Genomic DNA, 13,522 nt, shown 5'->3' with positions numbered 1-13,522 from the left:
ACTACCTGACCAGTGAGGCATTTATGCAAGTCAAAACCCAATCCTGCGTTGTCGCGGGTAAGAAAACTGTTGCCATTACCGACCAAAATATTGAATGGGATAATAAAGGGACACTAGTAAAAATTACCCGCGGTGGTATTTGCGGTTCCGATTTACATTATTATCAGGAAGGGAAAGTCGGTAATTTCACTGTTAAAGCGCCGATGATTTTAGGCCATGAAGTTATTGGTAAAGTGGTGCACAGCGACTCCAAAGAATTACATGAAGGTCAGTCAGTGGCGATTAATCCGTCGAAGCCGTGCGGCCACTGTAAATATTGTCTGCAACATGAAGAAAACCAGTGCACGGAAATGCGCTTTTTTGGTAGCGCCATGTATTTTCCCCATGTCGACGGCGGTTTTACCCGGTTTAAAACCGTCGATACCACGCAGTGTATTCCCTACCCCCAAGAGGCCGATGAAAAAGTCATGGCCTTTGCCGAACCGTTAGCGGTCGCGATCCACGCCGCGCATGAAGCGGGCGACCTGCAGGGCAAGCGCGTGTTTATCTCCGGCGTCGGTCCTATCGGCTGCCTGATCGTCAGCGCGGTAAAAACGCTCGGTGCGGCAGAGATTGTCTGTGCTGATATCAGCCCGCGTTCGCTGTCGCTGGCCCAGCAGATGGGGGCCGACACGCTGATTAACCCGCAGCAGGACTCGCTCGAGGAGTGGAAAAAAGAGAAAGGCTACTTCGACGTTAGCTTCGAAGTCTCCGGTCATCCGTCCTCAATCACCACCTGTCTGGAAGTGACCCGCGCAAAAGGCGTGATGGTGCAGGTCGGCATGGGCGGCGCGGTGCCGGACTTCCCGATGATGATGCTGATCGGCAAAGAAATCGCGCTCAAAGGTTCGTTCCGCTTTACCACCGAGTTCAACACCGCGGTGTCGTGGCTGGCGAATAACGTTATCGATCCGCTGCCGTTACTCAGCGCCGAATATCCATTTACCGAGCTTGAACAAGCGCTGATCTTCGCCGGGGACAAAACCCAGGCGGCAAAGGTCCAGCTCGTTTTTGCAGAAACAAAATAAGGAATAACATGATGAACGATCTTTTTTCACTGGACGGCAAAAACATTCTGATCACCGGTTCGGCTCAGGGTATTGGTTATTTACTGGCGACCGGCTTGGGTAAATATGGCGCGCAGATTATCGTCAATGATATTACGCCAGAGCGCGCGGAGGCCGCCGTCGCCAAACTGCAGCAGGAAGGGATCCGCGCCGTTGCCGCGCCATTCAATGTTACGCAGAAACAGGACATTGATGCCGCCATCGAGCATATCGAAAAAGACATTGGCCAAATTGATGTGCTGGTGAATAACGCCGGTATCCAGCGCCGCCATCCCTTTACCGAGTTCCCGGAACAGGACTGGAACGATGTGATTGCCGTTAACCAGACGGCGGTGTTCCTGGTCTCGCAGGCGGTCACTCGCCGCATGGTGGAGCGCCAGGCCGGGAAGGTCATCAACATCTGTTCCATGCAGAGCGAACTGGGCCGCGACACCATTACGCCGTACGCCGCCTCCAAAGGCGCGGTAAAAATGCTCACCCGTGGGATGTGCGTTGAGCTGGCGCGCCACAATATCCAGGTCAACGGTATCGCGCCGGGCTACTTCAAAACCGAGATGACCAAAGCGTTGGTCGAGGATGAAGCCTTTACCTCCTGGCTGTGTAAACGTACGCCTGCCGCGCGCTGGGGCGATCCGCAGGAGCTGATTGGCGCGGCGGTATTTCTCTCTTCCAAAGCATCCGATTTTGTTAACGGGCACCTGTTGTTCGTCGATGGCGGCATGCTGGTCGCCGTCTGATACAACACAACGCAACATCACGCAGCGCCCAGGCGCTGCCTTACTGGCACCCACCCGAAATCATTCGAGTTGCAGGACAAAATGCCAAAAGCATTTTGAACAGCGCTTGTGCTGACCCTGAAGGGGCGAGGCCGCAGGTCGAGTAACGCGGCAAGTGAATGAACCCGATGAGCTTACTTGAGTAAGTGATTCGGGTGAGTGAGCGCAGCCAACACTCCTGCAACTTGAAGTATGACGGGGATATAAGAGAAACGATTATGCCATTAATAATAATTGCGGCAGGCGTCGCGCTGCTTCTGGTCCTGATGATTGGCTTTAAAGTTAACGGCTTTATTGCGCTGGTCCTGGTGGCGGCGGTCGTCGGTTTTGCCGAAGGGATGGATGCCCAGGCCGTTCTGCACTCTATACAAAATGGGATCGGCGGTACGCTCGGCGGGCTGGCGATGATCCTCGGGTTTGGCGCGATGCTCGGCAAGCTGATCTCCGATACCGGCGCAGCCCAGCGCATCGCCACCACGCTGATTGACACGTTCGGTAAGAAACGTGTGCAGTGGGCGCTGGTGATCACCGGTCTGGTCGTCGGTCTGGCGATGTTCTTCGAAGTCGGCTTTGTTCTGCTGCTGCCGCTGGTATTTACGGTGGTGGCCTCTTCCGGTCTGCCGCTGCTGTATGTCGGCGTGCCGATGGTGGCGGCGCTGTCCGTAACCCACTGTTTCCTGCCGCCGCATCCGGGCCCCACCGCGATTGCCACCATTTTCGAGGCCAATCTCGGCACCACCCTGCTGTACGGCTTTATTATTACCATCCCGACGGTAATTGTCGCCGGGCCGCTGTTCTCTAGGCTGCTGACCCGCTTTGAGAAAGCGCCGCCGGAAGGGTTATTCAACCCGCATCTGTTCACCGAAGAAGAGATGCCGTCGTTCTGGAACAGTATCTTTGCGGCGGTTATCCCGGTCATACTGATGGCGGTGGCGGCGGTATGTGAAATTACGCTGCCGAAGTCCAACAGCGTGCGGGTATTCTTTGAGTTTATCGGCAACCCTGCGGTCGCCTTGTTTATCGCCATCGTGCTGGCCATTTTTACCCTTGGTCGACGTAACGGACGGACGATCGAGCAAATTATGGATATCATTGGCGACTCTATCGGCGCAATCGCGATGATTGTGTTCATCATCGCCGGGGGCGGTGCGTTTAAGCAGGTACTGGTCGACAGCGGCGTGGGGCAGTATATCTCGCACCTGATGACCGGCACGTCGCTCTCTCCGCTGCTGATGTGCTGGACGGTCGCCGCGTTGCTGCGTATCGCGCTCGGTTCTGCGACCGTGGCGGCGATCACCACCGCAGGCGTGGTGCTGCCGATTATTAACGTTACTCACGCCGACCCGGCGCTGATGGTGCTGGCTACCGGCGCGGGCAGCGTGATTGCCTCCCACGTTAACGATCCGGGATTCTGGCTGTTTAAAGGCTATTTTAATCTCAGCGTTGGGGAAACATTGCGTACCTGGACGGTGATGGAGACGCTGATTTCCATTATGGGTCTGCTGGGCGTACTGGCGCTGAACGCCATCCTGCATTAAGACGGTCATCACCGGGGAGCACAGTTCAGCGCTCCCCGGCACGGGAGAGAAAATGAGGAACCACAGAATTTCTTTGCAAGATATCGCCACACTGGCGGGCGTGACCAAAATGACGGTGAGCCGCTACATTCGCTCGCCGAAAAAGGTCGCAAAGGAAACCGGTGAACGCATTGCGCAGATTATGGAGGAGATTAATTACATCCCCAACCGCGCGCCCGCGATGCTGCTGAATGCGCAAAGCTATACGCTCGGCGTGCTGATCCCCTCGTTTCAAAACCAGCTGTTCGCTGACATTCTGGCCGGTATTGAGTCGGTCACCTCGGACCATAACTATCAGACGCTGATCGCCAACTACAATTATGACCGGGAATCCGAGGAAGAGTCGGTGATCAACCTGCTGTCGTACAATATCGACGGCATTATTCTGTCCGAGAAATATCACACTCTGCGCACGGTTAAATTTCTGCGTTCAGCCAATATTCCGGTGGTCGAGCTGATGGATATTCAAGGTGACCGTCTGGACATGGAGGTGGGCTTTGATAACCGTCAGGCGGCGTTTGATATGGTCAGCACCATGCTGGATAAACGCCCGCGCCGCAAAATCCTCTATCTGGGTTCGAAAGACGACGTGCGCGATGAACAGCGCTATCGCGGTTATTGCGATGCCATGACGCGGCGGTGTCTGTCGCCACTGCGCGTTAATCCGCGTTCTATTTCGTCCATTCATCTCGGCACCCAGATGATGCGGGACGCGCTCGCCGCACATCCGGATTTAGACGGCGTCTTTTGCACCAACGACGATATTGCGATGGGCGCGCTGCTGCTGTGCCGCGAACGCGAGCTGGCCGTTCCGGAACAGATCTCGATTGCTGGTTTTCACGGACTGGAAATGGGGCGGCAGATGATCCCAAGCCTCGCCAGCGTGATCACCCCGCGTTTCGACATTGGCCGTATGGCGGCGCAGATGTTGCTGAGCAAAATCAAGAACAACGACCATAACCACAACACCGTGGATTTGGGGTATCAGATTTATCACGGCCATACGCTTTAAGATTTTTTATCTCCCTTGCTCATACTTTCTTTCATTCATATTGCCTATACTCCAGGCAGGATAAATGGAGGAAATCTCAATGAGCGCACCCCTGCTAATCGCCCGCACGCCGGACACCGAACTGTTTTTACTCCCAGGCATGGCCAACCGTCACGGGCTGATTACCGGCGCGACCGGGACCGGTAAAACCGTCACGCTACAGAAACTTGCCGAATCGCTGTCTGAGATTGGCGTGCCGGTATTTATGGCCGACGTAAAAGGTGACTTAACCGGCGTAGCGCAGGAAGGACAAGCCTCTGAAAAGCTGCTCGCCCGCCTGAAAAACATCGGCATTACCGACTGGCAACCGCATGCGAATCCGGTCACGGTGTGGGATATCTTCGGCGAAAAAGGCCACCCGGTGCGGGCCACGGTCTCTGACCTCGGGCCGCTGCTGCTGGCGCGTCTGCTGAATCTCAACGATGTGCAGTCCGGCGTGCTGGATATTATCTTCCGTATTGCCGATGACCAGGGTCTGTTGCTGCTCGATTTCAAAGATCTGCGGGCCATTACGCAGTACATCGGCGATAACGCTAAATCGTTCCAGAACCAGTACGGCAACATCAGCAGCGCCTCGGTGGGCGCTATCCAGCGCGGACTGTTGTCACTGGAACAACAGGGAGCGGCGCACTTCTTTGGCGAGCCGATGCTGGATATCAAAGACTGGATGCGCACTGACGCCAGCGGTAAAGGGGTAATCAACATCCTCAGCGCCGAGAAGCTGTACCAGATGCCCAAACTGTACGCCGCCAGCCTGCTGTGGATGCTCTCCGAACTGTATGAACAACTGCCGGAAGCCGGCGATCTGGAGAAGCCAAAACTGGTGTTCTTCTTCGACGAAGCCCATTTGTTGTTCAACGACGCCCCGCAGGTATTGCTGGATAAAATTGAACAGGTAATCCGCCTGATCCGCTCGAAAGGGGTCGGCGTGTGGTTCGTTTCACAAAACCCGTCCGATATTCCGGACAACGTACTCGGGCAGTTGGGAAACCGCGTGCAACATGCCCTGCGCGCCTTCACGCCAAAAGATCAGAAAGCGGTGAAAACCGCGGCGCAAACTATGCGCGCCAATCCGGCATTTGATACCGAAAAAGCCATTCAGGAGTTGGGTACCGGCGAAGCGCTAATTTCCTTCCTCGATGCCAAAGGTAGCCCCTCAGTGGTGGAACGGGCGATGGTAATTGCGCCGTGCTCGCGCATGGGACCGGTAACCGACGACGAGCGCAACGGGCTGATTAATCACTCCTCATTGTACGGAAAATATGAGGAAGAGGTCGACCGTGAGTCCGCTTATGAGCGTTTACAGCAAGGCGTACAGGCCAGCACCGAGCAGCAAAATACGCCTCCCGCCAACGGTAAAGCGATCGACGTGGATGGCGGTATTCTCGGGGGGTTGAAAGATATTCTGTTTGGCAGCACCGGACCACGCGGCGGTAAGCGCGATGGCGTAGTACAGAGCGTGGCGAAAAGCGCGGCGCGACAGGTCACTAATCAGATAATTCGCGGCATGTTGGGAAGTTTGATGGGCGGCAGAAAACGCTAGCAGTGAAACGCCCCTCCCGCACTACGGGAGGGGCGGATATTACGACTTACGCAGCATCAACCACAGGCTTATCAGGAAGAAGCTGGCGCTAGGCAGCAACGCGCCGATAATCGGCGGAATGCCGTACACCAGCGTTAATGGGCCAAAGATTTGGTCCAGCACATAGAACACAAAACCGAAGCTAATCCCTGTCACCACGCGCACGCCCATCGGGACGCTACGCAGCGGGCCAAAGATAAACGACAGCGCCATCAGCATCATGACCGCCACTGACAACGGCTGGAAGACTTTGCTCCACATATTGAGCTGGTAACGTCCGGCGTCCTGGCCGCTCGACTTCAGATACTTCACGTAGTTATGCAGACCGCTAATCGAGAGCGCATCAGGATCCAGCGCGACGACGCCGAGCTTGTCCGGCGTAAGGTTGGTTTTCCAGGTCCCGCTCACCATCTGCGAACCAGTGATTTGCTTTGGATCGGTCAGGTTAGATTCATCCACCTGCGACAGACGCCACACCTTCTGCTCCGGGTCAAACGTCGCGCTCGCAGCATAGCGAACGGACTGCAAACGACGCTTATCGTTAAAGGAGTAGATACTAATTCCGCCTAATTCGGCGTCGCCTTTCACCCGCTCGATGTAGACAAAGCTGTCACCATCTTTCGCCCACAGACCCTGCTGGGTAGAGAGCAGCGAGCCACCGTACATCTGCTGCGCACGGTAGTTACGCGCCATCTGTTCGCCCTGCGGCGCCACCCATTCACCGATGGCCATCGTCAACAGCACCAGCGGAATCGCGGTTTTCATCACCGACAGCGCCACCTGCATACGGGTAAAGCCGGAAGCCTGCATTACCACCAGTTCACTGCGCTGAGCCAACATGCCCAGCCCCAACAACGCGCCGAGCAGCGCCGCCATCGGGAAGAAAATCTGGATATCTTTTGGTGCGCTGAGTAGGGTATACAGCCCGGCGCCCATCGCATCGTAGCTCCCCTGCCCGGCTTTTTTCAGCTGGTCGACGAACTTGATGATCCCGGAGAGCGACACCAGCATGAACAACGTCATCATGATGGTGGTGAAAATGGTTTTACCGATATAGCGGTCAAGTACACCAAAGGGCTGCATTATACCGCTCCTTTACGCATAAAACGGGCACGCAAGCGGCGCATAGGCACCGTATCCCAGAGGTTAAGTACAATCGCCAGCGCCAGATACACCAGGTTAACCGTCCACATCCAGAACACCGGATCCAGCTTACCTTTGCCGCCGTTCGACTTCAGGGATGTCTGGACCAGGAAGAACAGCAAATAGAGCAGCATGGCGGGCAGCATCGACAGTACGCGCCCCTGACGCGGGTTCACCACGCTCAGCGGTACGACCATCAGCGCCATCATAAATACGGTGAATACTAACGTGATACGCCAGGTCAGCTCCGCGCGAGCACGATCGTTGTCGGTCGTCCACAGCGTACGCATATCCATCTGGTCGGTATCGTTTGGATCCAGCGCCACAGCCTGATGGCCAATAATCGCCTGATAATCCTGGAAGTCAGTGATGCGGAAATCACGCAGCAGCGCGGTCCCTTCAAAGCGCGTGCCCTGGTTCAGCGTCACGACCTGGGAGCCATCGCGCATCTGGGTAAGATGTCCGGAATCAGCCACCACCACCGAAGGACGGGCATTACCTTTCGGGCGGATTTGCGCGAGGAATACATCTTTGAAGTTGCTGCCGTCAACGCTTTCGATAAACAGCACCGAACCGCCGTTAGTCGCCTGCTGGAATTGCCCCTGAGCAAGCGCAGCCATGCCGGGGTTAGCTTTCGCTTCCGCCAGCACTTCGTCCTGATGCCTGGAGGACCACGGTCCGGCCCACATCACGTTAACCGCCGCAATAATACTGGTAAACAACGCCAGCACCATCGCCGCTTTCACGAGCACAGCCTTGCTCAGCCCACAGGCGTGCATGACCGTAATTTCACTTTCGGTATACAGTTTGCCCAGCGTCATCAGCAGCCCGAGGAACAGGCTTAAGGGCAAGATAAGTTGCGCCATTTCTGGCACGCCCAGCCCCAGCAGCGAGAGTACCAGATTCGCCGGGATATCACCGTCAACCGCCGCACCAAGGATCCTGACTAACTTTTGACAAAAGAAGATCAAAAGCAGGATGAAAAGGATCGCAAGTTGGCTTTTGAGCGTTTCCCGAACCAGATATCTTATGATTATCACTTTAAATACGCCCGTAAAAACCCGTCTTTTGCCGGAATTTAGCTTGTTTCATGGCTTAAACGTCATTTATTCTCTTGAGTCGTCGAAATCGTCGCTAAGATCATTATACTCAACGGATCCACCTCTCAGAAATTGTTCTGACGTGCCAATGCCGTAATAACGTTAAGATTAACACGAAGTCACCGCAACAGCGGGAATGAGTTACGAAAGCTTGCAATTCTATCCGTAGCCACCGCCGTTGTCTTTAAGATTCAGGAGCGTAGTGCATGGAGTTCAGTGTAAAAAGCGGTAGCCCGGAGAAACAGCGGAGTGCCTGCATCGTTGTGGGCGTCTTTGAACCACGCCGCCTCTCTCCGATTGCAGAACAGCTCGACAAGATCAGCGACGGGTACATCAGCGCACTGCTGCGTCGTGGCGAACTGGAAGGCAAACCGGGTCAAACCCTGTTGCTGCACCATGTTCCTAATGTCCTGTCTGAGCGAATTCTCCTCATCGGTTGTGGTAAAGAGCGTGAGCTTGATGAACGTCAGTATAAGCAGGTCATTCAGAAAACTATAAATACCCTGAATGATACAGGCTCGATGGAAGCCGTCTGTTTCCTGACTGAGCTGCACGTCAAAGGCCGCAATAACTACTGGAAAGTACGTCAGGCCGTTGAGACGGCCCAGGAAACGCTGTACAGCTTTGATCAGTTGAAGACTAACAAAAGCGAACCACGTCGTCCGCTGCGTAAAATGGTCTTCAACGTACCGACCCGCCGCGAACTGACCAGCGGTGAACGTGCCATTCAGCACGGCCTGGCGATTGCCGCCGGGATCAAAGCGGCAAAAGATCTCGGCAATATGCCGCCGAATATCTGTAACGCCGCCTACCTGGCTTCTCAGGCGCGTCAGTTGGCTGACAGCTATAGCAAAAATGTTGTCACTCGCGTCATCGGTGAGCAGCAGATGAAAGAGCTGGGCATGCACTCCTATCTTGCGGTCGGCAATGGTTCGCAAAATGAATCGCTGATGTCGGTGATTGAGTATAAAGGTGTCGAATCCGAAGACGTACGCCCGATCGTGTTGGTGGGTAAAGGGTTAACCTTTGACTCCGGCGGTATCTCCATCAAACCTGCCGAAGGTATGGATGAGATGAAATACGACATGTGCGGCGCGGCAGCGGTTTACGGCGTGATGCGCATGGTGGCGGAGCTACAGTTGCCAATCAACGTCGTCGGCGTACTGGCGGGCTGCGAAAACATGCCGGGCGGCCGCGCGTATCGCCCAGGCGATGTGCTGACGACCATGTCTGGTCAAACCGTTGAAGTACTGAACACCGATGCTGAAGGCCGTCTGGTACTGTGCGACGTGTTAACCTACGTCGAGCGTTTTGAACCGGAAGCGGTCATTGATGTGGCAACGCTGACCGGCGCGTGCGTGATTGCATTGGGCCATCACATCACCGGCCTGATGTCGAACCACAATCCGCTCGCGCACGAGCTGATCGGTGCTTCCGAGCAGGCGGGCGACCGCGCGTGGCGTCTGCCGTTGGGTGATGAATTCCAGGAACAGCTGGAGTCCAACTTTGCGGATATGGCCAACATCGGCGGCCGTCCTGGCGGCGCTATCACCGCAGGCTGCTTCCTGTCGCGCTTTACCCGTAAATATAACTGGGCGCACCTGGACATCGCGGGTACCGCATGGCGTTCCGGTAAAGCCAAAGGCGCCACCGGTCGTCCGGTAGCGCTGCTGTCGCAGTTCCTGCTCAATCGCGCCGGATTTAACGGCGACGAGTAATGTGTAAATGCCGGATGGCGCTACGCTTATCCGGCCTACAAAGCAGCAAGCTGTAAGCCTGATAAGACGCGCGAGCGTCGCCATCAGGCGAAAAGGCCGGGTCACCCGGCCTTGTATTTAAATCCACCACAAGAAGCCCCATATATGAAGAATGCGACGTTCTATCTTCTGGATAATGACACTACCGTTGATGGCTTAAGCGCCGTCGAGCAACTTGTGTGTGAAATTGCCGCAGAACGTTGGCGTGCTGGCAAGCGTGTGCTGATCGCCTGCGAAAACGAAAAGCAGGCCTTTCGCCTTGATGAGGCCCTGTGGGCAAGACCGGCAGAAAGCTTCGTGCCGCATAATCTGGCGGGTGAAGGTCCCAGAGGCGGCTCGCCGGTAGAGATTGCCTGGCCGGAAAAACGCAACAGCAGCCCGCGCGACCTGCTGATCAGTTTGCGCGTTGGCTTTGCAGATTTTGCCACCGCTTTCACAGAAGTGATAGACTTCGTCCCTTACGAAGATTCTTTGAAACAATCGGCACGCGATCGCTACAAAGCATACCGCGTGGCTGGTTTTAACCTGAATACGGCAACCTGGAAATAATGGAAAAGACATATAACCCACAAGATATCGAACAGCCGCTTTACGAGCACTGGGAAAAGCAGGGCTATTTCAAACCTAACGGCGATGAAAGCAAAGAGTCCTTCTGCATCATGATCCCGCCGCCGAACGTCACCGGCAGTTTGCATATGGGTCATGCTTTCCAGCAAACCATCATGGACACCATGATCCGCTACCAGCGCATGCAGGGCAAAAACACCCTGTGGCAGGCCGGTACCGACCACGCGGGTATCGCGACCCAGATGGTGGTTGAGCGTAAGATTGCCGCTGAAGAAGGTAAAACTCGTCACGACTACGGTCGCGAAGCGTTTATCGACAAAATCTGGCAGTGGAAAGCGGAATCTGGCGGCACCATTACCCGTCAGATGCGCCGTCTCGGCAACTCCGTTGACTGGGAGCGCGAGCGCTTCACCATGGACGAAGGTCTTTCCAATGCCGTGAAAGAAGTCTTTGTTCGCCTGTACAAAGAAGACCTGATTTACCGTGGCAAACGCCTGGTGAACTGGGACCCGAAACTGCGCACCGCCATCTCTGACCTGGAAGTGGAAAACCGCGAGTCCAAAGGCTCGATGTGGCACATCCGCTATCCGCTGGCCGACGGCGTGAAGACCGCAGACGGTAAAGATTACCTGGTCGTCGCTACCACCCGTCCGGAAACTATTCTCGGGGATACCGGCGTGGCCGTTAACCCGGAAGATCCGCGCTACAAAGATCTGATCGGTAAATTCGTTGTCCTGCCGCTGGTTAACCGCCGTATTCCGATCGTGGGCGACGAACACGCCGACATGGAAAAAGGCACCGGCTGCGTGAAGATCACCCCGGCGCACGACTTTAATGACTACGAAGTCGGGAAACGTCACGGCCTGCCGATGATCAACATTCTGACCTTTGACGGCGACATCCGTGAAACCGCGGAAGTGTACGACACCAAAGGCGAAGAGTCCGACGTTTACTCCAATGCGATCCCGGCTGAGTTCCAGAAGCTGGAACGCTTTGCAGCCCGTAAGGCCATCGTCGCAGCCGTTGACGCCCTGGGCCTGCTGGAAGAAATTAAACCGCACGACCTGACCGTCCCTTACGGCGACCGTGGCGGCGTGGTTATCGAACCGATGCTGACCGACCAGTGGTACGTCCGTGCCGACGTGCTGGCGAAACCAGCGGTTGAAGCCGTTGAAAACGGCAGCATTCAGTTCGTGCCGAAGCAGTACGAAAACATGTACTTCTCCTGGATGCGTGATATTCAGGACTGGTGTATCTCTCGTCAGCTGTGGTGGGGTCACCGTATCCCGGCATGGTACGACAACGACGGCAACGTTTATGTAGGCCGTACCGAAGACGAAGTCCGCCAGGAAAACAACCTCGGCGCCGACGTTGCGCTTCGTCAGGACGAAGACGTTCTCGACACCTGGTTCTCCTCCGCGCTGTGGACTTTCTCCACCCTCGGCTGGCCGGAAAACACCGACGCGCTGCGTCAGTTCCACCCAACCAGCGTGATGGTTTCCGGCTTCGACATCATCTTCTTCTGGATTGCCCGCATGATCATGATGACCATGCACTTCATCAAAGATGAAAACGGCAAGCCGCAGGTGCCGTTCCATACCGTCTACATGACCGGTCTGATCCGTGACGACGAAGGCCAGAAGATGTCCAAATCCAAGGGTAACGTCATTGACCCGCTGGATATGGTCGACGGCATCTCCCTGCCGGAACTGCTGGAAAAACGTACCGGCAACATGATGCAGCCGCAGCTGGCTGAGAAGATTGCCAAACGTACCGAGAAGCAGTTCCCGAACGGCATTGAGCCGCACGGTACCGACGCCCTGCGCTTTACCCTGGCGGCGCTGGCCTCGACCGGCCGCGACATCAACTGGGATATGAAGCGCCTGGAAGGTTACCGTAACTTCTGTAACAAGCTGTGGAACGCCAGCCGCTTTGTGCTGATGAACACTGAAGGTCAGGATTGCGGCTTCAACGGCGGCGAAATGACCCTGTCGCTGGCAGACCGCTGGATCCTGGCTGAATTCAACCAGACCGTTAAAGCGTACCGCGAAGCGCTGGATAACTTCCGCTTCGACATCGCCGCGGGCATTCTGTACGAATTCACCTGGAACCAGTTCTGTGACTGGTATCTGGAGCTGACCAAACCGGTGATGACCGGAGGTTCCGAGTCTGAACTGCGCGGCACCCGCAATACGCTGGTCACCGTGCTGGAAGGTCTGCTGCGCCTGGCGCATCCGATCATCCCGTTCATCACCGAAACCATCTGGCAGCGCGTGAAGGTCATTTGCGGTATTACCGCTGACACCATCATGCTGCAGCCGTTCCCGGAATATAACGCCGCGCAGGTTGATGAAGCCGCGTTGGCCGATACCGAATGGCTGAAGCAGGCGATCGTCGCCGTACGTAATATCCGTGCGGAAATGAACATCGCGCCGGGCAAACCGCTGGAGCTGCTGCTGCGTGGTTGCAGCGCTGACGCGATGCGTCGTGTGAACGACAACCGTAGCTTCCTGCTTAACCTGGCGCGTCTGGAAAGCATCACCGTGCTGCCTGCCGATGACAAAGGTCCGGTTTCCGTGACCAAAATCATCGACGGCGCCGAACTGCTGATCCCGATGGCTGGCCTCATCAACAAAGAAGATGAGCTGGCGCGTCTGGCGAAAGAAGTGGCGAAAATCGAAGGTGAGATTGCCCGTATCGAAGGCAAACTTTCCAACGAAGGTTTCGTCGCTCGTGCGCCGGAAGCGGTGATCGCCAAAGAGCGTGAGAAGCTGGACGGTTACGCGGAAGCCAAAGCGAAGCTGATTGAGCAGCAGGCGGTTATCGCCGCGCTGTAATCATCGTGCCCGTATATTTGCCGGAT

General features: G+C 55.7%; 11 protein-coding genes. 8 read left to right on the top strand and 3 right to left on the bottom strand.

Features of this window, described 5'->3' with window-relative positions:
• The first annotated feature begins 23 nt into the window (after positions 1-23).
• The 5 genes from idnD (at position 24) to FDX09_RS03020 (ending at position 6,053) form a co-directional block, all read left to right on the top strand.
• Positions 24-1,067, top strand: coding sequence for an L-idonate 5-dehydrogenase (idnD, locus tag FDX09_RS03040; protein ID WP_137346764.1), 1,044 nt, complete (start codon positions 24-26; stop codon positions 1,065-1,067).
• 11 nt (positions 1,068-1,078) lie between these two features.
• Positions 1,079-1,843: a gluconate 5-dehydrogenase gene (gene idnO, locus FDX09_RS03035; RefSeq protein ID WP_038636797.1), complete on the top strand. Its 765-nt coding sequence runs from the start codon at positions 1,079-1,081 to the stop codon at positions 1,841-1,843.
• A gap of 257 nt (positions 1,844-2,100) precedes the next feature.
• A complete protein-coding gene (gene idnT, locus FDX09_RS03030) occupies positions 2,101-3,420 on the top strand; it encodes a gnt-II system L-idonate transporter (protein WP_137346763.1) in 1,320 nt (439 codons plus the stop codon).
• Between the two features lie 52 nt (positions 3,421-3,472).
• Positions 3,473-4,471 carry a LacI family DNA-binding transcriptional regulator gene (locus tag FDX09_RS03025; protein WP_085048403.1) on the top strand — a complete coding sequence of 333 codons (999 nt, stop codon included), beginning with the start codon at positions 3,473-3,475 and terminating at the stop codon, positions 4,469-4,471.
• Positions 4,472-4,550: 79 nt separating this feature from the next.
• Complete coding sequence (locus FDX09_RS03020) at positions 4,551-6,053, top strand: helicase HerA-like C-terminal domain-containing protein (protein WP_085048488.1); 1,503 nt, start codon at positions 4,551-4,553, stop codon at positions 6,051-6,053.
• Between the two features lie 39 nt (positions 6,054-6,092).
• On the opposite strand, the gene lptG is transcribed toward FDX09_RS03020, so the two are convergent.
• From lptG to FDX09_RS23755, 3 genes are all read right to left on the bottom strand, one after another.
• Positions 6,093-7,175 carry an LPS export ABC transporter permease LptG gene (lptG, locus tag FDX09_RS03015; RefSeq protein WP_038636788.1) on the bottom strand — a complete coding sequence of 361 codons (1,083 nt, stop codon included), beginning with the start codon at positions 7,173-7,175 and terminating at the stop codon, positions 6,093-6,095.
• On the bottom strand, positions 7,175-8,275 hold the full coding sequence (gene lptF, locus FDX09_RS03010) for an LPS export ABC transporter permease LptF (RefSeq protein ID WP_137346762.1): 1,101 nt from the start codon (positions 8,273-8,275) through the stop codon (positions 7,175-7,177). Before lptF ends, lptG begins: the two co-directional genes overlap by 1 nt.
• 62 nt (positions 8,276-8,337) lie before the next feature.
• Complete coding sequence (locus FDX09_RS23755) at positions 8,338-8,388, bottom strand: hypothetical protein (RefSeq protein WP_212723231.1); 51 nt, start codon at positions 8,386-8,388, stop codon at positions 8,338-8,340.
• 153 nt (positions 8,389-8,541) lie between these two features.
• Between FDX09_RS23755 and pepA the strand changes: the two genes are divergently transcribed.
• The 3 genes from pepA (at position 8,542) to FDX09_RS02995 (ending at position 13,496) form a co-directional block, all read left to right on the top strand.
• Positions 8,542-10,053, top strand: a complete 1,512-nt coding sequence (gene pepA, locus FDX09_RS03005; protein ID WP_038636783.1) for a leucyl aminopeptidase — start codon at positions 8,542-8,544, stop codon at positions 10,051-10,053.
• A gap of 144 nt (positions 10,054-10,197) precedes the next feature.
• Positions 10,198-10,641 (top strand): DNA polymerase III subunit chi, encoded by a 444-nt coding sequence (holC, locus tag FDX09_RS03000; protein ID WP_038636780.1) that lies wholly within the window; start codon positions 10,198-10,200, stop codon positions 10,639-10,641.
• Positions 10,641-13,496, top strand: coding sequence for a valine--tRNA ligase (locus FDX09_RS02995; protein WP_121529894.1), 2,856 nt, complete (start codon positions 10,641-10,643; stop codon positions 13,494-13,496). Before holC ends, FDX09_RS02995 begins: the two co-directional genes overlap by 1 nt.
• Positions 13,497-13,522 lie beyond the last annotated feature (26 nt).

Source organism: Citrobacter sp. wls717 (assembly GCF_005280955.1).
Taxonomy (GTDB): domain Bacteria; phylum Pseudomonadota; class Gammaproteobacteria; order Enterobacterales; family Enterobacteriaceae; genus Citrobacter; species Citrobacter werkmanii.
The sequence above is the reverse complement of the archived record's forward strand: the minus strand, read 5'-3'. Positions and strand labels throughout refer to the sequence as shown.